The sequence below is a fragment of the Streptomyces venezuelae genome, from assembly GCF_008642375.1.
In the GTDB taxonomy this organism is placed as follows: Bacteria; Actinomycetota; Actinomycetes; order Streptomycetales; family Streptomycetaceae; genus Streptomyces; species Streptomyces venezuelae_G.
This window is the reverse complement of sequence record NZ_CP029194.1, coordinates 4459552-4481778: the sequence shown is the minus strand read 5'-3', so window position 1 is coordinate 4481778 and position 22227 is coordinate 4459552. Positions and strand designations below refer to the sequence as shown.

Annotated in this window: 20 protein-coding genes and 1 pseudogene; 13 read left to right on the top strand and 8 right to left on the bottom strand. The window is 72.1% G+C overall.

Going from position 1 to position 22227, the window contains the following annotated elements; all coding sequences use genetic code 11:
* Positions 1–59: 59 nt before the first annotated feature.
* On the bottom strand, positions 60–1460 hold the full coding sequence (locus DEJ46_RS20475) for a PLP-dependent aminotransferase family protein (protein WP_150268455.1): 1401 nt from the start codon (positions 1458–1460) through the stop codon (positions 60–62).
* Positions 1461–1534: 74 nt separating this feature from the next.
* Here DEJ46_RS20475 and DEJ46_RS20470 point away from each other — a divergent pair, with 74 nt between their 5' ends.
* The 9 genes from DEJ46_RS20470 (at position 1535) to DEJ46_RS20430 (ending at position 10495) form a co-directional block, all read left to right on the top strand.
* Positions 1535–2338, top strand: a complete 804-nt coding sequence (locus tag DEJ46_RS20470; protein ID WP_150268453.1) for an alpha/beta fold hydrolase — start codon at positions 1535–1537, stop codon at positions 2336–2338.
* A 37-nt stretch (positions 2339–2375) separates the two neighbouring features.
* Positions 2376–2801 carry a hypothetical protein gene (locus DEJ46_RS20465; protein WP_150268451.1) on the top strand — a complete coding sequence of 142 codons (426 nt, stop codon included), beginning with the start codon at positions 2376–2378 and terminating at the stop codon, positions 2799–2801.
* 11 nt (positions 2802–2812) lie between these two features.
* On the top strand, positions 2813–3331 hold the full coding sequence (locus DEJ46_RS20460; RefSeq protein ID WP_223834848.1) for a hypothetical protein: 519 nt from the start codon (positions 2813–2815) through the stop codon (positions 3329–3331).
* A gap of 5 nt (positions 3332–3336) precedes the next feature.
* The gene (locus tag DEJ46_RS20455) at positions 3337–4368 is read left to right on the top strand and encodes an endonuclease/exonuclease/phosphatase family protein (RefSeq protein WP_150268449.1); all 1032 of its coding nucleotides are present in this window, start codon (positions 3337–3339) and stop codon (positions 4366–4368) included.
* Positions 4369–4385: 17 nt separating this feature from the next.
* Positions 4386–4622 (top strand): DUF2630 family protein, encoded by a 237-nt coding sequence (locus tag DEJ46_RS20450; RefSeq protein ID WP_150268447.1) that lies wholly within the window; start codon positions 4386–4388, stop codon positions 4620–4622.
* A 302-nt stretch (positions 4623–4924) separates the two neighbouring features.
* Complete coding sequence (locus tag DEJ46_RS20445; RefSeq protein WP_150268445.1) at positions 4925–5494, top strand: GtrA family protein; 570 nt, start codon at positions 4925–4927, stop codon at positions 5492–5494.
* Between the two features lie 117 nt (positions 5495–5611).
* The gene (locus DEJ46_RS20440; protein ID WP_150268443.1) at positions 5612–7576 is read left to right on the top strand and encodes an FUSC family protein; all 1965 of its coding nucleotides are present in this window, start codon (positions 5612–5614) and stop codon (positions 7574–7576) included.
* Positions 7577–7916: 340 nt separating this feature from the next.
* Positions 7917–9401 carry an APC family permease gene (locus tag DEJ46_RS20435; protein WP_150268441.1) on the top strand — a complete coding sequence of 495 codons (1485 nt, stop codon included), beginning with the start codon at positions 7917–7919 and terminating at the stop codon, positions 9399–9401.
* 92 nt (positions 9402–9493) lie between these two features.
* A complete protein-coding gene (locus DEJ46_RS20430) occupies positions 9494–10495 on the top strand; it encodes a hypothetical protein (RefSeq protein WP_150268439.1) in 1002 nt (333 codons plus the stop codon).
* A 71-nt stretch (positions 10496–10566) separates the two neighbouring features.
* Here DEJ46_RS20430 and DEJ46_RS20425 read toward each other — a convergent pair whose 3' ends face one another.
* A complete protein-coding gene (locus DEJ46_RS20425; protein ID WP_150268437.1) occupies positions 10567–12627 on the bottom strand; it encodes a PhoX family protein in 2061 nt (686 codons plus the stop codon).
* Between the two features lie 271 nt (positions 12628–12898).
* Here DEJ46_RS20425 and DEJ46_RS39995 point away from each other — a divergent pair, with 271 nt between their 5' ends.
* Positions 12899–14698, top strand: coding sequence for a VWA domain-containing protein (locus tag DEJ46_RS39995; protein WP_223834839.1), 1800 nt, complete (start codon positions 12899–12901; stop codon positions 14696–14698).
* Here the strand turns inward: DEJ46_RS39995 and DEJ46_RS20415 are convergent.
* A complete protein-coding gene (locus DEJ46_RS20415) occupies positions 14695–15798 on the bottom strand; it encodes a sensor histidine kinase (protein WP_150268435.1) in 1104 nt (367 codons plus the stop codon). The two genes, DEJ46_RS39995 and DEJ46_RS20415, sit on opposite strands and share 4 nt — an antisense overlap.
* Positions 15795–16451, bottom strand: a complete 657-nt coding sequence (locus tag DEJ46_RS20410) for a response regulator transcription factor (RefSeq protein WP_150268433.1) — start codon at positions 16449–16451, stop codon at positions 15795–15797. The genes DEJ46_RS20415 and DEJ46_RS20410 overlap by 4 nt, the downstream gene beginning before the upstream one ends.
* Before the next feature lie 88 nt (positions 16452–16539).
* Between DEJ46_RS20410 and metG the strand changes: the two genes are divergently transcribed.
* Positions 16540–18147 carry a methionine--tRNA ligase gene (gene metG, locus DEJ46_RS20405; protein ID WP_150268431.1) on the top strand — a complete coding sequence of 536 codons (1608 nt, stop codon included), beginning with the start codon at positions 16540–16542 and terminating at the stop codon, positions 18145–18147.
* 72 nt (positions 18148–18219) lie between these two features.
* Here metG and DEJ46_RS20400 read toward each other — a convergent pair whose 3' ends face one another.
* Positions 18220–18573, bottom strand: a complete 354-nt coding sequence (locus DEJ46_RS20400) for a DoxX family protein (protein WP_223834837.1) — start codon at positions 18571–18573, stop codon at positions 18220–18222.
* Positions 18574–18708: 135 nt separating this feature from the next.
* Complete coding sequence (locus DEJ46_RS20395) at positions 18709–19380, bottom strand: DUF4097 family beta strand repeat-containing protein (RefSeq protein WP_150268429.1); 672 nt, start codon at positions 19378–19380, stop codon at positions 18709–18711.
* Positions 19381–19627: 247 nt separating this feature from the next.
* Between DEJ46_RS20395 and DEJ46_RS20390 the strand changes: the two genes are divergently transcribed.
* Positions 19628–20509: an alpha/beta fold hydrolase gene (locus tag DEJ46_RS20390; protein WP_150268427.1), complete on the top strand. Its 882-nt coding sequence runs from the start codon at positions 19628–19630 to the stop codon at positions 20507–20509.
* A 20-nt stretch (positions 20510–20529) separates the two neighbouring features.
* Here DEJ46_RS20390 and DEJ46_RS20385 read toward each other — a convergent pair whose 3' ends face one another.
* Both DEJ46_RS20385 and DEJ46_RS20380 read right to left on the bottom strand, forming a co-directional pair.
* Positions 20530–20739, bottom strand: coding sequence for a DUF397 domain-containing protein (locus DEJ46_RS20385; protein ID WP_150268425.1), 210 nt, complete (start codon positions 20737–20739; stop codon positions 20530–20532).
* Positions 20736–21609, bottom strand: a pseudogene (locus DEJ46_RS20380) (helix-turn-helix domain-containing protein). Before DEJ46_RS20380 ends, DEJ46_RS20385 begins: the two are co-directional and overlap by 4 nt.
* A gap of 152 nt (positions 21610–21761) precedes the next feature.
* On the opposite strand from DEJ46_RS20380, the gene DEJ46_RS20375 reads away from it, so the two are divergent.
* Entirely contained in the window at positions 21762–22097 is a 336-nt protein-coding gene (locus tag DEJ46_RS20375) for an ATP-binding protein (RefSeq protein ID WP_150268423.1), read from the top strand.
* Positions 22098–22227 lie beyond the last annotated feature (130 nt).

Below are 22227 nucleotides of genomic sequence, written 5' to 3'. Positions count from 1 at the left end.
CAGGACTCTACATGTCCTGAATAACGGAGGCAAGGAAGGCGCGCGGAAGGCACCCGCTCTCACGCGCCTTCGGCGGCCAGCGCCGCGAGCCGGGCCAGCGCCCCGTCCAGGACCGCGTGGGGCGGTGACGCGAGACCCACCCGGATCGCGTCCGGGGCCGAGCCCCGGCCGACCGCGAAGGCGCTCCCGGGCGTGACCGCGACGCCCGCGCGCGCGGCGGCCGCCGCGGTGAAGGTCTCCGCCCGCCAGGGCGCGGGCAGCTCCCACCAGCAGTAGTAGGCGTGCGGGGAGGTCCGGACCGCGTACCCGTCGAACCGCCGCCGGACCAGGGCGTGCCGGGCCGCCGTGTCCGCACGCTTGGCGGCGACGGCCTCGGCGACCGTGCCGTCCCCGGCCCAGCGGGTGGCCGCCGCGAGCGCGAGACCGCCCGCCGTCCAGGCTCCGGACCGCAGCGCCTCCGCCACCGCCGGACGCAGCCGCCCGGGGACCACGAGATAGCCGACGGTCAGCCCGGGGGCGAGCCGCTTGGAGAGGCTGTCCACGAGCAGGACCCGCTCGGGGGCGAAGGCGGCGAGCGGCGGGGGCGCGACACCCGGTCCGGCGCCCGGTGCGAGGAACGCCCAGGTCGTGTCCTCGACCGCCGTCAGGTCCAGGCTGCGCAGCAGCTCGGCCAGTTCGGCCCGCCGGGGCCCGCTCATGGTCGTGGCGAGCGGATTGTGCAGGGTCGGCTGGAGGTAGACCGCGGCCAGCGGCGTGGCCCGGTGGGCCGCCGCGAGCGCCTCCGGCCGTATCCCACCCCCGCGCCCCTCGCTGTCCCTGTGGCCCCCGCCGCCGCCGTCGCCATCGCCGTCGCCGTCGAGAGCGAGCGGCACCAGCTGTATGCCGAGCCGTTCGGCCACCGCCTTGACCAGCGGATACGTCAGTGCCTCGACGCCCAGCCGGCCACCGGGCGGGACGAGCGCGGCGAGCGCGGCGGCGATGGCCTGGCGGCCGTTCCCCGCGAAGAGGACGCTCTCGGGGTCCGGCGCCCAGCCGGGCCTGGCGAGGACGGACACCGCCGCCTCCCGGGCCTCCGGCGTCCCCGTCGCGGCGGCCGGACCCGAGACGGCCTCGGCCAGCACGTCGGGCCGGGCGAGCGCCGCGAGCGCGCGGGCCATCAGCTCCGACTGCCCCTCCACGACCGGGTAGTTGAGCTGGAGGTCGACGGGGGCCGTCCCGGTCGCCTCGGCGAGCGCGGGCCCCGGCAGCGGCGGCGCGGCCCGTACGAAGGTGCCGCGCCCGACCTCCCCGACCACCAGGCCCCGGCGTGCCAGCTCGCCGTAGACCCGGATGGCCGTCGAGTTCGCGATCCGGTGGCGGCGGTCGAACACCCGCTGCGGCGGCAGCCGGTCACCGGGCGTCAGCCGCCCGTCCCGTACGGCCGCCTCGACCCGGTCCGCGATCCTCCGGTACTCCTCCACCCCGAACCCCCTTCATTGCACCGAGAGCAAAGATCTCATTGCACCGAGCAATCGCCGCTGCCTAGCCTGCCGTCATGCGCTTCACCGACAACCTCGCCACCCGGCTCTACTTCGAGGACCGGGGCAGCGGCCCCGCGCTCCTCCTCGTCCACGGCCACCCCTTCGACCACACCATGTGGCAGCCCCAGATCGACCGCTTCTCGCTCACGCACCGGGTGATCGCCCCCGACCTGCGCGGCTACGGCATCACCCCGCTCGGCGCGACGGCCTCGACCGAGATCACCGGCCTCGGCGACTTCGCCGAGGACCTCGTCGACCTCCTCGACGACCTGGGGATCGAGGAGGCCGTCGTCGCCGGCCTCTCCATGGGCGGCCAGATCGCCATGGAGCTCCACCGCCGCCACCCCGGGCGCGTCCGGGGCCTCGTCCTCGCCGACACCTTCCCCGCCGCCGAGACCGAGGAGGGCAAGGCCGCGCGGAACGCCATGGCCGACCGGCTGCTCAGGGAGGGGATGCGCGGGTACGCCGACGAGGTCCTGGACCGGATGGTCGCCCCGTACAACACCCATGCCGCCCCGCACGTCCACCGCATGATGTGCGCGACCGACCCCGCAGGTGCCGCCGCCGCGCTGCGCGGCCGGGCCGAGCGGCCCGACTACCTCGAGTCGCTCACCACCGTCGCCGTCCCGGCGCTCGTCGTGGTCGGCCGGGACGACACGTACACGCCCGTCGAGGACGCGGAGGAGATGCACGCGCTGCTGCCCCACTCCACGCTCGCCGTGATCGAACGGGCCGCGCACCTGCCCAACCTGGAACAGCCCGAGGAGTTCGACTCCGTACTCGACTCCTACCTCCGCTCACTCGTTCGGCTCAGCTGAAAGTTCGGAATCGTACGAACGCTCCCACGATGGGGTCATGAGCCAGAACACCGCACCCCGCAAGCCGAGCACCTCCGGCGCCTGGGCCTCCGGCGGCACCCTGTTCGCCGGTGTCCTCATGCTGGTCACCGGATTCATGGACGTCTTCCAGGGCATCGCCGGGATCGCCGAGGACGACATCTACACCCGCGTCGGCGACTACGTCTTCAAGTTCAACCTCACCACCTGGGGCTGGATCCACCTGATCCTCGGCGTCGTCCTCGCCATCGCCGGCTACGGCATCCTCAAGGGCGCCGAGTGGGGACGGATCGCCGGTATCGCACTGGCCTCCCTCAACGTCCTCTTCCAGTTCCTCTTCCTGCCGTACCAGCCGTGGTGGGCGCTCTTCTCCATGGCCATCTCGATCTTCGTGATCTGGGCGCTGGCCACGGACGAGGCCTACGGCACGGACGAGAAGTTCTGAGGCGGCCGCCCATGAGCCGCACCGGACGCCCCACGAGATCCACGGGATCCACGGGATCCACGAGATCGAAGGCACCGAAGGCATCGAGGACATCGACGCGATCCGGCGGAGTCGCGCTCGCCCTCGCCGCCACGACCGCCCTCGCCCTCACCGTCACCGGCTGCGACACCGTCGCGGACACGGCCGGCGACATCGTCTCCTCCGCCACCGCGGCCGTCGCCTCGGCGGCAGAGGAGAAGATGAACGAGGTCAAGGACGGGGTGAACGCCACCGCCGACGTGAAGGCCGGAGAGACGAGCGCCGACGGGGACCGTACGGTCGCCGAGATCACCGCGACCAACCCCAAGGAGCAGAACGCCGACTACACGATCATGGTCAACTTCCGTGACGACAGCGGGAATCTGCTCGACGCGGTCGTCCTGAACATCAACGGCGTCGAGCCCGGAGCCTCCAAGTCGGGTACGGCACGCAGCAATCGGACGCTCTCGGGCGCCACGACGGCGGAGATCGCACAGGCTTTGCGACACTGAAGGGCGTGGACCGAGCCCTTGCCGCCATCGCCGAACCCGTGACGAACGGCGCCGCCCCTGCGGCCCCCGAACCGCCGCCCCTGCGGCCCAGGCACCGCCTCACCGCCTGGGCCGCCGGGCTGCTCCTGCCCGTGCCCGCGCTGATCAGTGCCTGCCGCTTCCTCGACACGGACGGGATCACCCCCGTACCGCAGCTGCTCTCCCTGCTGCCCTGGCTCGCCGTGCCCGCCGGACTCGGCGTGCTCCTGGCCGCCGTCGCCGGGCGCCGGGTGCTCACCTTCGTCGCCGTCCTCGTCGTCGTCGCGGTCGGCTGGAGCTCCCTGCCCTACATGCCGCAGCTCGTCACCTCGTACGGGCTGCCGCTGGCCCGGGTCCGGGTCCTCGCCGCCAACGTCGAGTTCGGCCAGGGCACCGGGGCGCTGATCGAGACGGTCCGGCGCGAGCGCCCCCAGCTGGTGTTCGTCTCCGAGTGCGACCAGAAGTGCGGACGCGCCCTGACCACGACCTTCGCCGCCGAACTCCCCCACCACGCCTCGGTCGACGGCGAGGGCTCCGTCGGCTCCGTCCTCCTCAGCGCCTACCCGCTCACCGACAAGCAGGTCATTCCGGCGGCGATGGGCATGCCGGGCGCCACGACGAGGATCGCCGGGAAGTCCGTACGCCTCCAACTCGCCCACCCGCTGCCGCCGCTGCCGGGGCAGATCGGCCCGTGGCAGCAGGAGCTCGGCCGGATCGAGGACGAGGCCGCCCGGCGCTCCACCGGGCCGCTGCTCCTGGCCGGGGACTTCAACGCCTCCCAGGACCACGCCGCCTTCCGCGCGATCCTCGCCGCCGGCCACCTCCAGGACGCCGCCCGGCGCACGCACGCGAGCCGCACCCCCACCTGGCCCGCCGAAGGCCCCCTGCCGCTGTTCGTCCAGATCGATCACGTCCTGACCAGCGAGGACTTCAGCGTCCGGAGCATCCGTTTCCTCGACATCGACGGCTCCGACCACCGGGCCGTCCTCACCGATCTCGACCTGCGCGGAGAGCGCTGATCGGCCACGCTGAAGGCATGGACAACGAGGAGATCCTGGACGACATCGGCGCCCTCGTCGAGGAGGAACGCGCGCTGCGGCAGCGCACGGGCGGCCTCCTCCCGGAGGAGCGCGCCCGCCTCGCGGACCTGGAGGTCAGGCTCGACCAGTGCTGGGACCTGCTGCGCCAGCGCCGCGCGAAGAGCGAGTTCGGCGAGGACCCGGACACGGCCACCCTCCGCCCGGCCTCGGAGGTCGAGTCCTACCGCAACTGACCGCGCCGCTCCCCCTCATCCACGCTGCGGTCGAGCACGAATCGTGCGTCACTCCAGCCGCCGACCCCAGGATGAGGAACTCCGCCACGCCCTGGCACCACGGGAACCACTGGCGCCACCGGCACCACCGACACCACCCATGGCACCACTGACGCCAGTAATGGCGCCATCGATGCCACATATGGCTCGCCATGGCGCCATACATGTGCCATGATGGCGCCACAGGTGATGCGCGCCTCGCTCCCCACGGGCGGGCGGGTGCGTTTCGCGGAGTGAGCCAGCGGAGGGGTCGGGGTCGGATCATGGAGACAGCACAGAGCCGACGGGACGCGACACCCGGCGCCTTCACCGCGTTCGCCCGCTTCGTCCTCTGCGGCGGCGGAGTCGGGGTCGCCTCCAGCTTCGCCGTGGCGGGCCTCGCCTCATGGATCCCGTGGTTACTGGCCAACGCCCTGACAGCCGTGGCCTCCACGCTCCTCTCCACCGAGCTGCACGCCCGCTTCACCTTCGGCGCGGGCGGGCGCGCCACCTGGCGCCAGCACACGCAGTCGGCCGGTTCCGCGGCCGCCGCGTACGTGGTGACCTGCGGCGCGATGCTGCTCCTCCAGCAACTGGTGGCGGCGCCGAGCGCGACGCTCGAACAGGTCGTCTACCTGACCGCCTCAGCCCTGGCCGGCGCCGCGCGGTTCGCGGTGCTGCGCCTGGTCGTCTTCGCGAGGAACCGCTCGCGGACCACGGCGACGGCGACGGCCACGATCACGGCGCCGACCCGCACCGCCGAAACGACCCGCACCGCCGCCACGCCCCGTACAGCCCGCATCCCCCGCCCCGCACCCCCGGCCGACCGCACCGAGCTCTGCCGCGCGGCCTGAGACCGCACCACCGTCCGCCAACGCAGCCGGAGACCCACCGCACCGGCCCCACCGACTCGGCTCCACCCACCCCACCAAGGCCCCGTCCCGCGCCCGGCCCGACGTAAGTTGGGGGACATGGCACGCCCAGCTCGGCCCGTACGGCTCTCCCCGCCCGCCTGGCTCACGGCCGGGCTCCGGCCCGCACCCACCCCCATCCCCTGGGCCGCCGCCGTCCGCGCGTCCATCGCGCTCTCCGCGCCGCTCGCCGCCGGACTCGCCGCCGGGCAGCCCGCCTACGGCGCCCTCGTCTCCATGGGCGCCCTCTCCGGAGTCATCGGCGACACCGCCGACGCCTACCGGATGCGGATCTTCAACATCGCCGTGCCGCAGCTCTTCGGCGCCCTCGGCGTCACCCTCGGCACCCTCGTCTTCGGCCACGGCTGGCTCGCCGTCGCCGTCCTCACCCTGGTCGCGCTCGTCTCCGGGATGATCTCGTCGATCGGCGCCGTCGCCTCCGTGTCGGGCCTCCTGCTGCTCCTCAACTGCGTGGTCGGCGCGGGCCTCCCCATGCCGGACCCCTGGTGGAAGGCGCCCCTCCTCCTCGGCCTCGGCGGCCTCTTCGTCCTCCTCCTCACCCTCCTCGGCTGGCCCCTGCGCCGCGCCGCCCCCGAGCGCGCCGCCGTCGCCGCCACCTACCGGGCCGTCGCCGAGCTGTACGAGGCCACCGGGACCACCACCGCCTACGACGAGCAACGCCAGGCCGTCACCGCCTCCCTCAACCAGTCCTACGACCTGGTCCTCGCCCGCCGCGCCCGCCAGCACGGCCGCGCACCCCACCAGGTCCGGCTGCTCTCCCAGCTCAACGTCCTCGTCCCCCTCCTCGAAGCCGCCCCCGCCGCCCACCTCCGCGCCCGGCTCGTCGGCCCGCTGTCCCCCGCGATCCCCGCCGCCGTACGCGAACTCGCCGACGCCGTCGAGGAAGGCCGCACCGGGACACCCGTACTCGATCTGCCGGCCCCCGAACGGCCCGCCGAGAAGGCCGTCGACCACGCCCTGCGGCACGCGGCGGCCGTCGTCCACAAGGCCGATCCCGACCCCTACAACGTCGACGACCGCCTCGGCCGCCCCGCCGCGCTCCGCGTCCGGGTCCGCCGGGCCTCCCGTGACGTGATGCTCTCCGAGGCGTCCTGGCGGTACGGGCTGCGCCTCGCGCTCTGCATCGGCCTCGCCCAGGCGCTCGTCTCGCTGATCGCCGTCCCCCGCTCGTACTGGGTCGCGCTCACCGTCACCTTCGTCATGAAGCCCGACTTCGGCTCGGTCTTCTCCCGGGCCGTGCTCCGCGCCTTCGGCACCGCCGCCGGCCTCGTCCTCGCCGCCCTCGTCCTCGCCGAGGTCCCGAGGGGGTGGTGGGACGTGCCCGTGATGATGGTGCTCGCGGCCCTCATCCCGGCCTTCTCGGCGAAGGGGTACGCCTTCCAGACCGCGGCCATCACCCCCGTCATCCTGCTGCTCTCCGACACCCTCAACCAGCAGGGCTTCGACCTCGTCCTGCCCCGCCTCTACGACTCGCTCATCGGCTGCGCGATCGCCCTGGTCGCCGGCTACCTCCTCTGGCCCGAGTCCTGGCACACCCGCATCGGCGACCGCCTCGCGGACGCGGTCGCCGACACCGCCGCGTACGTGGAGCGCGCCTTCGCCCCCACCCGCACGCAGCACCACGCGAGCGAGCGGCACCGGGCCCGGCGGAAGCTCTACCGGGACCTGTCGACCGTCCGCTCCGAGTTCCAGCGCGCACTGACCGAACCGCCGCCCACGGGCCCTCTGGCCGCCGCCTGGTGGCCGCTCGTCGTCGCCGTCGAGCGGATCATCGACGCGACGACCGCGGCCCGGATCCGCGTCGACCACGGCGCCCCCGCCCCGGACGCCTCCGAGGTCGCCGCGGTGGAGCGGGAGCTGCGCGAACTGTCCGAAGGGCTGCGGTCGTCGAAGACGCTCGTGGAGGTCCGCACCGAACTCCCCGGCGACGAGAACGGAGTCCTCGCGCCCCTCCGCCAGGAGGTCCGCGCGGCCCGCGCCATCGCCGGTCCCGACCTGCGGTAAACCTCTCCCGGAGGGCGTACGGGAGAACTTACCGGCGGTCACGGAGCGGAACCCTCCCCACTGCCGTTACCGAACCCCATCCGGGCGACTACGATGCGCTCGATTCCCCGAGATCCGGGGAGCGGCAAAGACCCCCGAGGTTCCACAGCCGTCCACAGCGATCCCCTCAACTCCCCACGATCCACCCGGATCGACCGAGAACGACCGAGAACAACCGAGACCCACCCAGCTCCACGCAGCTCCACCCAGGCTCCACCCCGCGTCCCGCCGAGTCGCGCAACCGGCCCGGCGGGCGGGCCACTTCGCCCTGCCTCACCCCCCGCGCCCCGAGGACTCCGCCATGCGCACCACCCCCCACAGCAGAGGGCTCCAGCCCAATGTCCTCGGCACGTTCGACACGATCGTGATGGCCGTGGCGGGCAGCGCGCCCGCCTATTCGCTCGCCGCGACCACCGCCGTCCTCTTCGGCGCGGTCGGCTTCGCCGGACCCGCCGCCCTGCTCTACTGCGCGATACCGATGCTCGGCATCGTCCTCGCCTACGCCCGCCTCGGCCGCATCGACGTCAACGCCGGCGCCGGCTACTCCTGGGTGGGCCGCACCCTCCACCCCTTCCTCGGCTTCCTCTCCGGCTGGGCGCTCGTCTTCGCCGCCACCGTCTTCATGGTGGCCGGCTCACTGCCCGCCGGCGCCCTCACGCTCTCCCTGATCGACCCGGACCTCGCGAACCACACCCCGCTCGCGGCGGCCGTCGGCGCCGGCTGGTTCCTGATGATGCTGCTCGTCGTCCTGGGCGGCGCCCGGCTGACCGTGCGGGCCCAACTCGTCATGTCGGGCGTCGAGATGCTGATCCTCGTCGGCTTCGTCCTCGCCGCCGTCCTGCACCGCGGGCACGCGACCGCCTTCGACTGGTCCTGGTTCGGCCTCGGCCAGTTCGACGGACCCCAGGGCTTCGCGGCCGGCGCCCTCATCGCCGCCTTCTACTACTGGGGCTGGGACGTCACCAGCAACCTCAGCGAGGAGACCCGGAACAGCCGCCGCACGGCGGGGCTCGCCGCGCTCGTCGGCGTCGGATTCGTCTTCGTCCTCTTCGAGGCGTTCACCGTCGCCGTGAACGTCCTGCTGACCGCCGACGAGATCCGCACGGCGGGACCCAACGTCCTCGCCGTCCTCGGACAGGAGATCTGGCCGGGCGTCGGCGGGAAACTCCTCGTCGTGGCCGTCGTCCTGTCGACCGTCGCCACCCTGGAGACCACCCTCCTCCAGGTCACCCGCTCCCTCTTCGCGATGGGCCGCGACCGCACCCTGCCCGCCGCGCTCGGCACCGTGCACCGCCGCTGGAACACCCCGTGGGTCGCGATCGCCGCGGTCGGCGGCGCCGCGCTCCTCATGTTCGCCGCCGCCGCGGCCGCCGGCTCCGTCCAGCGGATCCTCAGCGACGCCGTCTCCGCGATCGGCCTCCAGATCGCCTTCTACTACGGCCTCGCGGGCATCGCCGCCGCCGTCGCGTACAAGTCGCTCCTGCTGCGCTCCGTACGGAACCTGCTCCTCGGCGGAGTGTGGCCGCTGCTCGGCTCCGGCTTCATGCTCTGGTGCTTCGTCGAGTCGCTCGGCGAGCTCTCGACCACGGCTCTCACCATCGGCCTCGGCGGACTGCTCGTCGGCGTCGTCCCGCTGATCGTGTACTGGCGCAAGGGCAGCGACTACTACCGCCGCCCGGCCCGCCTGGACGCCGTCCGCGCACTCGCCGCCACGAAGGACGCGGGCCCGTCGACACCGCAGGCCCGCGGGAGCGCACGGGACAAGAGCTACGCCACCGACTTCTGAACCGATCTCCGGACGAACGCCCCCTGATGACGTACGAGATGTGACAGCAACACCCGGCAACACCCATCGGCAGCCGAACCGAAGGAGGCCCCATGGCCGTCGTACGCCGCCGCTCCGCGCGCTCGGCGCGCCTGGCGCGGACGGAGCGCTTCGCGCCCGACTTCGACCCGGACTTCGGCGACCGCGCGCTCACGGAGGCGCGGCACGACATCGTCATCGGCCGCTGGCAGGGGGTCCGTGACCTGCTCGCCGCCACGGGCGACGACTGGGCGCGCCGCACGCACCGGCTGCGGCTCCTCTCGCACGCCGCCGCCGGCAGCTCCACGGTCGAGACCTGGCGCGCGGCCGAGCCCGGCAACCCGGACGCGGCCGTGCTGCGGGCGGCGACGGAGGTCGTGCGGGTCTTCGACGCGGCGATCGCGGCCGGCCGGGGCGCCGCGATCGAGCGGGGCCGGATCGACGCCGCGGTCGACGCCTGCCGGGGCGCGGCGGAGGCCGCGCCGGCCGACCCGATGCCGTGGGTGTCGCTGCTGTCGGTGGCGAGGCTGTACGAGGGCGGGGTGACGCGTCGAGAACTACGGCACTGGTTCGACGAGTTGCGGCGCCGGGACCCGTACAACACCGAGGGGCACATCCAGGTGCTGCGCTACTGGTCGGCGCGGTGGCACGGCACGCACGGGAGCATGTACGACTTCGCACGGGACGCGGCGGGCGTGGCGCCGCCCGGTTCGCCGCTGCCCGTCCTCGTCCAGGTGGCGAGGGTGGAGGAGTACCGGTACATCGCGGACGGGGCGCTCGGCAGGGGCCCGGTGCGGGGCTTCGACCAGCACTGGAAGCACGAGCTGGCGGTGACGGAGCTGCGCCGCACGTACGCGCGGTGGATCGACGGCAGGGACCCGGAGCGCCCTGTGGCGCCGGAGGAGGTCGGGGACCTCAACTTCCTCACGCATGCGGCGTGTTACGCGGGCCAGGTGGAGATCGCCAGGGAGCTGCTCGGGATGCTGGGCGCGCGGGCTGCGTGGGTGCCGTGGGCGTACACCGGGGACCCGGAGGAGCAGTTCACCCGGTTCAGGGAGGGCCTGGGGGTGGAGTGAGACCGCCACCCCACCCCAGGCCCTGACCGGTGGTGGAGTGAGACCGTCACCCCACCCCCGGCATGACCGGATCAGACGCCGATGTCGCGCCCGTCCGTACGCCAGACGGAGACGACCGCCGGGCGGACGATCTTGCCGGGTCCGTCGGGCCACTCCGACTTCGGGTTCTCGACGGAGGCGCCGTCGAGCTCGCCCGGGTGCTGCACGGCGACGACGACGCGGCGGTCCTGGATGATCGGCCCGCAGGTCTCGGCACCCTTGGGAACGGTCAGGAACTGCTTCAGCTCACCGCGCCGCTCGCCGTGGGTGGCGACACCGAACAGGCCGTCGTGCGAGCCGAGCTGGTTGCCGTCGGTGGAGATCCACAGGTTGCCGTGCGGGTCGAAGGCCACGTTGTCCGGGCAGGAGATCGGGGAGACCTTCTCCTTGGGGAAGCCGGCGAAGTAGGTGGCGGGGTCGTTCGGGTCACCGGCGACGAGGAAGAGCCGCCAGGCGAACCCGTCGGAGGCCGGGTCGTCCCAGTGCTCGGCGAGTTCGAGGATCTGCCCGTGCTTGTTGAGGTTGCGCGGGTTGGCCTCGTCGGCGCCCGGGTTGGTGCCCTTGCCGCGGTTGGAGTTGTTGGTGAGCGCCACGTACACACGGCCGCTGCGGGGCGAGGGCTCGACGTCCTCGGGGCGGTCCATCTTCGTCGCCCCGACCTTGTCACCGGCGAGACGGGTGAAGACGAAGACCTCGTCGGCGGTCATGCCGGGCACGTGCGACACGGCGCCGTCGGCGCCGGCCGTGGCGAGCGGGATCCACTGGCCGGAGCCGTCGAACTCGCCGTCGTCGGGGAGCTTGCCGGTGCCGTCGATCTCGGCGGCCGGGGAGTCGCCGGTCAGCTTGGCGACGTAGAGGGTGCCCTCGTCGAGAAGCGTGAGGTTGTGCTCACGGGCGGCCCGCGATCCGCCCTTCTTCATCCGCTTGCTCGACACGAACTTGTAGAAGTAGTCGAAGCGCTCGTCGTCACCCATGTAGACGACGGGACGGCCGTCCTCGGTGAGACGGGGCTGCGCGGCCTCGTGCTTGAAGCGGCCGAGCGCGGTGCGCTTGCGGGGCGTGGAGTCGGGGTCGTACGGGTCGAGCTCGACGACCCAGCCCTGACGGTGCACCTCGTTGGGCTCCTGGCGGAGGTCGAAGCGCTGGTCGAACCGCTCCCACTTGCGCTCGGAGGCGCCGGTCCCGACGCCGTAGCGCTTGTCGGTGGCGGAGCTGCCGAAGGCGAAGTACTGGTTGAAGTTCTCCTCGCCGTGGAGGGTGGTGCCCCACGGGGTGGTGCCGCCGGCGCAGTTGTTGAGCGTGCCGAGGACGATACGGCCCTCGGGGTCGGCGGAGGTCTTCACCAGGTCGCTGCCGGCGGCGGGGCCGGTCAGCTCGAACTCGCTGGTGGTGTGGAGCCGCCGGTTGAGGTAGTGGCGGGAGACGGGCGTCAGCTTGCCGGAGCGGTGCTCCTCCTGGACGACGACGACCGAGAGGCCGTGCGCGGCCCAGGCGATCTCGACCTGCTCGCGGGTCGGGTTCTCGGAGTCGTAACCCCGGAACATGAGCACCTCGTCGGTGTACTCGTGGTTGGCGACGAGGACCTGGCGGTGGTGCTCCCCGCGCAGCGGCAGCAGGGAGAGGAAGTCGTTGTTGTAGCCGAACTGGCCGGCCTGCGCCTTCGCGGTCTGCTTCTCGGAGTCGAAGGCGGGCGTGCCGCGGAGGATGGGCTCGCCCCAGCGGATGACCACGTTCTGGGCGTAGCCGGCGGGGACGGTGACCCGGTCGGCGGTGTTGGGCGCGACGGCGGCGAAGCGGAGCCCGCGGGCACCGTCGACCTTGCCGGAACCCGGCTTGCCCGGACGCGCGACGGCCTCGGGGGCACCACCGAGGACGACGGCCCCGCCGGCGGCGGAGGCGACGGTCACGACGGCGGCGGCACGGAGCGCCGAACGGCGGGAGAGCACACCGGCTATGACGTCGCCGACGTACTCGTTGTCGCTGGTGTTGGGCACCTCGTGGAAGCATGCGTCACCACACCGGAACCGGCAGGTGAGAGCGGAACGGCCGCCTCCGTGGGGGTTCGTGCTCAGGAGCGGCAGCAGTTTGCGCACTTCGTCCTCCTCCGGCGCACACTGCGCCGACATGGTGTCGGGAATCCTTCGGCGGCGACGCTATGTGCGCACATCTGCACAGGGGCGGCGCCGGAGTGAACGCCGAATGAATGCGCGGCAACCGGAGGCGACCGGGTCACGGAGGAGGCAGGGGGTGGCCGCTAACCTTACGTGTCCGCCCTGGCCAGGGATGAACGTCCCGAAACGCCCAGTACGGACATTCACACTGCACCCACTCATGCGAAAGGGTTCGCCCATGGGTATTCGGAGCATGCTGCGCAAGGTATTCGGCCGGGACCGCGAGGACACCCCGTCGACCTCCGTCCCGGCCCAGACGCGTGAGGCCGCCTCGTCCACGGACACCTCCCCCTCGACGTCCCCGGACCCGAAGGAAGCCGAGGCCCGCCGAGCGGCGGACGACCTGGTGGCGGCGTCCTTCGACAACCCGCAGGTGCCGAAGGCACGGAGCGGGGAGACGGCGGAGACGTCGGACGCGTCCGAGACGGCGGGCACGGCGGAGGCTGTGGACACGGCGGAGGCCGTGGACGCGTCGAAGGCCGTAGACGCGTCGAAGGCCGTAGACGCGTCGGAGACGGTGGCCGACGAGGCGTCGGCGGTCGAGGCGCCGGAGGCAGAGGCGCCCGCCGAGGCGAAGGCGACTGAAGCGGAGGCGCCCGTCGCTACGGTCGAGGCCGAAGCCGCCGAGCCGGCTGCGCCGCTTGAGGCCGAGGCCGACCTTGCGGAGCCGGAGCCGGAGCCGGAGGCGGCGGCTGCCGCTGAGGCCGAGACCGAAGCTGAGGCCGAGGCCGAGGCCGTCGTGGCGGAAGCCGCGACCGAGACCGTCGCGGCGGAAGCCGAGGCTGAGGCCGCTGCGGCGGAGGACGCCGGCGACACGGACTCGGCCCCCGCGGCTGAGGAGCCGGAGGCGGCTCCGATCGCCGAGGACGCGGCGCAGCCCGAGGCGACGGCCGACGCCGAGGCCGAGGCCGACCCGGCGGAGCCGGAGGCGGCCATCGCCGCCGACGCTCCGGAGGAGCAGGCCGAAGCGGCGGAGCCGACGGCGGAGGCCGTCGCGGCGGACGCCGACGACACGGCCCCGGACGTCACCCCCGTGGCATCCGAGACTGCTCCGGAGGAGCAGGACGCGGAGCCCGAGGCGGTCGTCACGGCCGACGACGTGAGCCCGGCCGAGGCCGAGGTTGTCGCCGACGTGCCGGAGGAGCAGCCGAGCTCGGCGGAGCCGGAAGTGGCGGCTGCCGCTGAGGCGGACGCCGAGGACGCTGCCGCGTCGGAAGCCGCTCCGCAGGAGCCGGCGGCGGCGGTCGCCGCGACCGACAGCCCGGCGGAGCCGGAGGCGACCGTCGGCGAAGCCGACACGGACACCGACACGGACGCGGACGCCGACGCCGCGCCCGCCGTCCCCCTCGCCCAGCTCAAGGCCGTCGCCCCGCACCTCGCCGACGCCTACAAGGCGGCCGGGGCCGTGCTCAAGAAGCAGGGGCTCACCGGGGCGCGGGCCGCCGTGTACCTCGTCGTGGACCGGTCCGGTTCGATGCGCGGGTACTTCAAGGACGGCTCGGTGCAGCGTCTGGCCGAGCAGACCGTGGCCCTCGCCGCGCACCTGGACGAGGCCGCCACCGTCACGACCGTGTTCTTCTCCACGGACATCGACGGCACCGTCGAGCTCGCCCCCGCCGACCTCACGCCCACCCGCGTCGAGGAGATCAACGGCACGCTCGGCCGCCTGGGCCGCACCAACTACCACCGTGCGGTGGAGGAGGTCCTCGCCCACCACGAGAAGGCCGACCCGACGCGCCCCGCCCTGGTCGTCTTCCAGACCGACGGCGCGCCCGAGTCGAAGACGGCCGCCACGCAGGCGCTGGCCGAGGCGGCGGACCGCCCGCTGCACTGGCGGTTCGTGGCCTGGGGCGAGGAGGACAACAAGGCCTTCGACTACCTCCGGAAGCTCGACGGCACGCCCCGTACCGCCACGTACTTCCCCGGACCGGCCCCGGTCGAGACGGCGCACCCGGCGTTCTACCGCGGGCTCCTCGCCGACCTCGAGTTCTAAGAGGCGGCGGCAGAGGCGACGGCAGGGGTGGCGGTGACCGGCAGGGTCACCGCCACCACCAGCCCGCCACCCGCCTCCGCGCCCCGCGCGACGGCCTTCACGCTCCCGCCGTGGGCCACGGCGATCGACCGCACGATGGAGAGCCCGAGCCCCGCGCCCGGCCCCATCCGGTCCCGCCCCTCACCCCTCCTGAAGGGCTCGAAGAGCCCGGCGACGTCCGCCTCCGGGACCACCGGTCCCGTGTTGACGACGGTCAGCACCCCGCCCTCCACCCGTACGCCGACGGTCCCGCCCTCCGGCAGGTTGTAGGCGACCGCGTTGGCGACGAGGTTCCGGACGAGCTGCCCGAGCAGCACCCTGCTCCCCACGACGACGCCCCCGTCGAGGACCACGTCGGCGTCCTCGTACTCCTCCGCGACGACCTCCCCCAGCACCACCGCCTCCCGCTCCGCGAGCCCGCGCTCGCTCCGCGCGAGGAGGAGCAGCCCGTCGATGAGCCGTTCGCTGCGGCGGTTGGAGTCGAGGAGCACCTGCCGCACCTCGCAGTCGTCACCCAGCCCGACCTGGATGGCGGCGCGCTGCGTGGCGAGCGGGGTGCGCAGTTCGTGGGAGGCGTTGGCGATGAACCGCCGCTGGCTGTCGAAGGCCGTCTCCAGGCGTCCGAGGAGCGCGTCGATCGTGTCGCCGAGCTCCTTCAGCTCGTCGTCGGGGCCGCTCGCCGCGATCCTCTCGTGCAGGTTCCGCTCGGAGAGCCGCCGCGCCCGGGCGGTCATGTCGTGCACGGGTCGCAGGACGCGCCCGGCGGTCCACCAGCCGACGACGACCGCGCCGCAGGCCATGAGCAGCAGGCCGAGGCAGGACCACATGAGCATCTGGTCGCCTGCGGCGTCGCTGATGTCGGCGCCGAGTCGGTACGCCTCCACGACGGCGACGTCGTCCGCGCGCGCGACGATCTCCTCGGTCTCCCCGTCCGTACCGGCTCTGACCAGCAGGTTCACGAGGAGGAGCAGGAGGGCGCCGAGGACCAGGAAGACGCCGCCGTAGACGAGCGCGATCCGGGTCCGGATGGTGGACCCGGCCCCGAGCAGGGGAGTGGTCACAGCACGTACCCCACACCCTGCAGGGTCCGGATGACCGTCGGCTCCCCCAGCTTCGCCCGCAGCTTGCTCATGCAGACGCGTACGGCCCCGGTGAAGGGGTCGGCGTGGGCGTCCCAGGCGCGTTCGAGGAGCTCCTCGGCGGAGACGACCGCGCCCTCGGCCTCCAGGAGGATCTGGAGGACGGAGAACTCCTTGGGGGAGAGGTCGAGGTCCCGCCCGTCGCGGGTGGCGGTCCGCCGGACGGTGTCGACGAGCAGCCCGTCCCGTCCGAGGAGCGGCGGGAGGGCGGGCCGGGCGGAGCGCCGCCGCAGGGCCCGTACGCGGGAGACCAGCTCGGGGAACTCGAAGGGCTTGCCGAGGTAGTCGTCGGCGCCGAGGTCGAGGCCCTCGACGCGGTCCTCGACGGCGGTGGCGGCGGTCAGCATGAGGATGCGGGTCGGGGAGCCGGCAGTGACGAGGCGGCGGGCGACCTCGTCGCCGTGGACGCGGGGCAGGTCACGGTCGAGGACGAGCACGTCGTACGCGTACAGGTCGAGCCGCTCCAGCGCGGCCTCACCGTCGTGGACGGCATCGACGGCGAATCCGGCCCGGCGCAGGCCGAGGGCGACGAGCCGGGCGAGGTCCCGCTCGTCCTCGGCGACGAGTACACGCATGCCTCCATCTTCCCCACCCCGCCCCGCCGCCGGCGCCCGGGGTTTATCGATGTGAGTGGATCTTCGTACGACCGTTAGGATTTCGACCATGGCGGCCACTGGATCCGAGAAGCAGGGGGCGAAGGCGTTCTACGTCACGACCCCCATTTACTACGTCAACGACGCTCCTCACCTGGGCCACGCCTATACGACCGTCGCAGGCGACGTGCTCACGCGCTGGCACCGTCAGCGCGGCGAGAAGGTGTGGTACCTCACCGGCACGGACGAGCACGGTCAGAAGATCATGCGCACCGCGGAGGCGAACGACGTCAGTCCGCAGGAGTGGTGCGACAAGCTCGTCGAGGAGGCCTGGAAGCCCCTCTGGGAGCACCTGAACATCGCGAACGACGACTTCATCCGCACCACGCAGAAGCGTCACACCGATCGCGTGCAGGAGTTCGTGCAGGACCTGTACGACAAGGGTCAGATCTACAAGGGCGGGTACGAAGGCCCGTACTGCGTGGGCTGTGAGGAGTTCAAGCTCCCCGGCGACCTCATCGAGGCCGAGGACGGCACCAAGCTGTGCCCCGTCCACAAGAAGCCGGTGGAGATCCTCAAGGAGGAGAACTACTTCTTCAAGCTGAGCGAGTACGGCCCGAAGCTCCTGGAGTTCTACGAGGCGAACCCGGGCTTCGTGCAGCCGGAGTCGGCCCGGAACGAGGTGCTGAACTTCGTCAAGCAGGGCCTGGAGGATCTCTCCATGTCGCGCTCGACGTTCGACTGGGGCATCCCGGTCCCGTGGGACGACAAGCACGTCATCTACGTGTGGATCGACGCGCTCCTGAACTACGCGACGGCCGTCGGCTACGGCGCCGACCAGGCGAAGTTCGACGAGACGTTCCCGGCGAACGTGCACCTCATCGGCAAGGACATCCTCCGCTTCCACGCGATCATCTGGCCCGCGATGCTGATGGCGCAGGGCCTGCCGGTCCCCGGCCGGGTCGCGGCGAACGGCTGGCTGATGGTCGGCGGCGAGAAGATGTCGAAGTCGAACCTGACGGGCATCAAGCCGCAGGACCTGACCTCGCACTTCGGCGTGGACGCGTACCGCTGGTACTTCCTGCGGGCGATCGCCTTCGGCCAGGACGGTTCGTTCTCGTGGGAGGACTTCACCGCCCGGTACACGTCCGAGCTGGCGAACGACTACGGCAACCTCGCCTCGCGCGTGGCGGCGATGGTCGGCAAGTACTTCGGCGGCGAGCTGCCTGCCTCGGCGGCCGACGGCGACGCGGAGAAGGCGATCCAGGACGGCCTGGCCAAGGCGGTCGCGGTGGCCGACGCGAAGATCGGCGAGGAGCTGGACTTCCAGGCCGGCATCCTGGCGATCTTCGACTTCGTGAAGCAGGTCAACGGCTACATCACGGAGCAGGAGCCGTGGAAGGTCGCGAAGGACGAGTCCGAGGAGGGCAAGGCCCGCCTCGCGACCATCCTCTACACGGCCGCCGAGTCGCTCCGCGCGGTCGCCGTCCTCCTGAACCCGATCATGCCGGAGACCTCGCAGGCGCTCTGGGACTCCCTGGGCGCCGAGGCGTCCCTGGGCGCCCTGGCGGCCCAGCCGGTCCAGTCCTCCGCGACCTGGGGCCGGCTCCCGGCGGGCGCGACGGTGACGAAGGGCGCGGTGCTGTTCCCGCGCCTGGAGGAGCCGAAGAAGGACTGACGTCCCTCTCGTACGGCGAAGGCCGCCACCCCTGTGGATCGGGGTGGCGGCCTTCGCCGTACGCGCTGCCCGTCACCAGGTCAGAGCGAGGGCGGCGACGGCGGGGGCCATGTAGACGAGCGGGAAGGGCACGTGGGCGTACGAGCGGGCGCGGATGATCGTGATCACGGCACCCGCGAAGTACAGGATGAGCCCGATCGCGGCCAGGGTCCCGATCACCGGCACGAAGAACCCGACGACGAGCCCGGCGGCCCCGGCGGCCTTGGCGGCCCCGAGCCAGTTCCACCACGACCGCGGCACGCCGTACGCGGCGAGGGGCTCGACGACGAACGCGGCCTTGAAGAAGATCGCCGCGGCGGAGAACCCGGCCATGAAGGCGGCGACGGCGGTGACGACGACTGCGGTGGTGGACATCTCGGTGAACATCGCGACGGCTCCTTCAGCCTCTCCGGCGTCCGCCTCGACCGAGCCGGACACAGCACTGACGGAGCCCGGACGGGATGTGTGACAGGCCGCGCGATGTCTTTCCCGGATCGCTCGGCCGGACGGTCCGGGGCGGGGTCAGAGGGTGCGGGCGGTGATGTCGCCGTAGGCGGTGGTGGCGTGGATGTTCAGGCCGGCGGTGGCGCCCTCGCTGTTCTGGAGGGCGTTGGTGATCCGGCCCAGGCCGGTGCCGGCGTCGAGGGTGGCGGAGACACCGCGCCCGGCACCGATCGAGATGTCACCGGCCTGGGTGCTCAGCGCGACGGTCCCGCGCAGGGCCTCGGCGATCCGGAGGTCACCCTTCTGCGTGCTGATCTCCGCCGGGCCGCCCAGGCGCCCGACCGCGATGTCGCCGGCCTGGAGGGTCAGGCGCGCGGCGGCGGTCTCGTCGAGCTTGACCGCGCCCTGCGCGCCCTCGAAGGTCACGTCACCCAGCCGTCCGACGCTCCGGAAGTCGGCGGCGGCCGTCTTCGCCTCGACACGGGAACCGGCCGGCAGCTGGACGGTGACCTCGACCGCCCCGGAGTTGCCCAGGATCCGGCTCTTGGCCTCGGCGGCCTCGATCCGCAGGACACCGTCGGCGTAGGCGACGGAGACCCGCTCGGCCGCCTTCACGTCGTTGCTGTTCCCGGCGTTCGCGGGGAGGACCTCGACGTTGGTGTCGGCGCGGTCGGCGGCGATGAAGCGGATGTGGCCGGCCGGGATGTCGAGGACGACGGCGATCGGGGCGGTGGTGGCGAAGTTCCGCATGATGTTCTCCTGAGGCGATTCCTTGTTTCCGACAACGCAAACGCTACGGCGCATTCACTCGCCACGCAACGCGCTCGTTGCACCCCACTCGAATCCTCGCAGCTCAGCACACATATTTCGTTGCAACGACACTGAATCACAACGCAACACCCACACACTACGCGTTGCATTGAACTGAAGGTGAACGCACAGCGGACGCACCGGATATCCGGAGACGCGCCCTGGCCGGCCATGACAGGCTCCCTGTATGCCGATCACTGCCGTGTCCCTCGATGTGTCCCTCGCGTACGAGACCTTCGGCGACCCCGGGGACCCACCCGTCCTGCTCGTGATGGGTTTCGGCGCGCAGATGCTCGGCTGGCACGAGGACTTCTGCCGGGCGCTCGCGGATCGCGGCCGCTACGTGATCCGCTACGACAACCGCGACTGCGGGCTGTCCACCAAGTTCGACGCTCACCCCGTCGACGTGGCCGAGTTCATCGCCACCGTCAGCTCGGGCGACATTCCCACCGCCCTCGCGATGGCCCCCTACCGGCTTCACGACATGGCCGACGACGGCCTCGCTCTGCTCACCGCGCTCGGCATCGAACGCGCCCACGTGGTCGGCAGCTCGATGGGCGGAATGATCGCCCAGACGATGGCCCAATCCTCCCCGGAGCGGGTACTGACCCTGACGTCGATGATGTCCTCGACCGGCGAGAACGCATACGGCCGGTCCAGCCCGGAGGCGCAGGCGGTCATGGCCACCCCGAAGCCCGCTGACCGCGACGGATACGTCGCGGCGGCGGAGCGGGAACTGGTCTGGGCCTCCCGGCGCTACGGCGACGGCGCAGCACTGCGGGAGCTGGCCGCCGCAAGCTACGACCGCTCGTACCACCCGGCGGGACTCGGCCGACAGCTCGCCGCGATGATCCTCAGCGGTTCACGCGCGGAGGCCCTGCGCGAACTGCGCGTCCCGACGCTGGTGATCCACGGCCTGGACGACACACTGATCGACCCCAGCGGCGGAAGGCGCACGGCGGAGCTCGTGCCGGGTGCCGAACTCCTGCTGGTCCCCGACATGGGCCACGACCGCCCCCGAGAACTCTGGCCGGAGCTCATCGACGCCGTGGTGTCCCACACCGGTTGAGCCCACGGGTCCCGTGTACGTCAGTGGCGGACGGCGTACGAGACGAAGCCCGCCCAGGCGGCCGGCGTCAGCGCGAGCTGGGGACCGGAGAGGTTCTTGGAGTCGCGGACGTGAACGGTGGCGGGGGTGGTGGCGACCTCGATGCAGGAATCGCCCTCGTTGCCGTCGCTGTAGCTGCTCTTGAACCACGCCAGTTCGGAGGCGTCCCCGGTAGAGGACTTGCGGATCATGTCTCTCCCAGCAGTTGCTCAATGAAGGCCAGCGACTCCCGGGGCGGGAGAGCCTGAGCCCGGATCGTGCCATACCGCAGGTCAAGGATGTGTACCTGCCTCGGGTCCGTGACGGGACGACCGTTGAACGCACCGTCGGAGCGTCCCGTCGCAGTGCCGTCCACGAACTTCAGCAGCTCGATCTTGCCGTCCAGACCGGGATGGACCTCTACGTGCGTCGGCATCACCTGAAGCGTGACGTTGCGCAACCGGCCCACCTCCAGAAGACGTTCGAGCTGTCCTCGCCACACCATTGTGCCTCCCAGCGGCCGTCGCAGCAGCGCCTCTTCCAGCACGAAGCCGAGCGAAGGCGCCGGGTCCCGCTCGAAGACGGACTGCCGAGCCACCCGAGCAGCCACCAACCGCTCCACCTCGGCCTGAGGGTAGGGAGGTTGCCGCGACTCGAATGCGGCGCGAGCGTGTTCCGACGCCTGCAACAACCCACTGATGCTGTTGCATACGTACGCACCGATCTCTACGGCCTTCGCCTCGACGTCCGCCAGATCCCGCACCTTCTTCGGGTAGCGGACCTTCGCCACGTCCTCCTTCATGGCCGAGAGCAGACCCCTCGCCCCCAACACCTCGTCCGCCTTGCCCAGGAACTCAGGTCGCGGGATCCGCTTCCCGCTCTCGATCTTGTAGATGAGGTCCTCGCCATACCCGGTGGCCGCCCCGAGCTCGGCGGCACGCATCCCCACCCTCTCTCCGCAGCCGCAACTGCCGCCCCACAGTGGCAACTACGGCCACACCCCAGTCGTCGTCCGGGTCGACCTCCCACCCCGGCTCGTCCGCCTCGGTCTTGAGCCGCTGCGCCCCACCGTCCACCGACATACCCGCACCCTTCCCTCGCCCCTTCGTAGCGCGACACCTCCCCCGGGAGGACTCCGGACAGCCCGGACAGCAGTGGACAAGCTCCGGACAGTCACCCTACGCATTGACTTCGTCACTGTTCACGCTAGTCGGCGACGACGAGGCTCGACGCTGTGAACCAGAAGAATGCGGATCAACTCCACTCACTCACACGTCACTTCAGCGTCCTGCTGTCCCCCACGCCACGCGGGGCCCGACTCGCGCGCCTACTCGCCGCCGAGTGGATGCGGGATCACGAGGTGCCGCTCGTCACCCACGACGACGTCCTGCGCATCGAAGTCACGGACACACGAGGCGAGAACCTCCCACGCCTCCAACCCGCATACCCCGAGGACGACTCCGGACGCGGGCTGCTCCTCGTCGAGGCGCTGGCCGACCGGCGGGGTGTCGGGCTCGGCCCCGTACCGAGGAAGACCGTATGGGCCGAACTCGACCTGCCACGCCCCTGACCTGCGAAGAAAATGCATCCACCGAACCCCGGAAATCCGGGCTTCGGTGAGGCGGACGGCCCCCCAAAGGACGACCACAGAGAGAAAGAACCCGGACCAAGCCCCACCCCTCCCACCCTGGGCACACACT

Bases quoted from the DNA above. Each gene is read 5' to 3' on its own strand.
- DEJ46_RS20470 (WP_150268453.1), top strand. From the start codon at position 1,535: ATGCGCTTCACCGACAACCTCGCCACCCGGCTCTACTTCGAGGACCGG.
- DEJ46_RS20465 (WP_150268451.1), top strand. From the start codon at position 2,376: ATGAGCCAGAACACCGCACCCCGCAAGCCGAGCACCTCCGGCGCCTGG.
- DEJ46_RS20460 (WP_223834848.1), top strand. From the start codon at position 2,813: ATGAGCCGCACCGGACGCCCCACGAGATCCACGGGATCCACGGGATCC.
- DEJ46_RS20450 (WP_150268447.1), top strand. From the start codon at position 4,386: ATGGACAACGAGGAGATCCTGGACGACATCGGCGCCCTCGTCGAGGAG.
- DEJ46_RS20445 (WP_150268445.1), top strand. From the start codon at position 4,925: ATGGAGACAGCACAGAGCCGACGGGACGCGACACCCGGCGCCTTCACC.
- DEJ46_RS20440 (WP_150268443.1), top strand. From the start codon at position 5,612: ATGGCACGCCCAGCTCGGCCCGTACGGCTCTCCCCGCCCGCCTGGCTC.
- DEJ46_RS20435 (WP_150268441.1), top strand. From the start codon at position 7,917: ATGCGCACCACCCCCCACAGCAGAGGGCTCCAGCCCAATGTCCTCGGC.
- DEJ46_RS20430 (WP_150268439.1), top strand. From the start codon at position 9,494: ATGGCCGTCGTACGCCGCCGCTCCGCGCGCTCGGCGCGCCTGGCGCGG.
- DEJ46_RS39995 (WP_223834839.1), top strand. From the start codon at position 12,899: ATGCTGCGCAAGGTATTCGGCCGGGACCGCGAGGACACCCCGTCGACC.
- DEJ46_RS20410 (WP_150268433.1), bottom strand. From the start codon at position 16,451: ATGCGTGTACTCGTCGCCGAGGACGAGCGGGACCTCGCCCGGCTCGTC.
- metG (WP_150268431.1), top strand. From the start codon at position 16,540: ATGGCGGCCACTGGATCCGAGAAGCAGGGGGCGAAGGCGTTCTACGTC.
- DEJ46_RS20400 (WP_223834837.1), bottom strand. From the start codon at position 18,573: ATGTTCACCGAGATGTCCACCACCGCAGTCGTCGTCACCGCCGTCGCC.
- DEJ46_RS20395 (WP_150268429.1), bottom strand. From the start codon at position 19,380: ATGCGGAACTTCGCCACCACCGCCCCGATCGCCGTCGTCCTCGACATC.
- DEJ46_RS20390 (WP_150268427.1), top strand. From the start codon at position 19,628: ATGCCGATCACTGCCGTGTCCCTCGATGTGTCCCTCGCGTACGAGACC.
- DEJ46_RS20385 (WP_150268425.1), bottom strand. From the start codon at position 20,739: ATGATCCGCAAGTCCTCTACCGGGGACGCCTCCGAACTGGCGTGGTTC.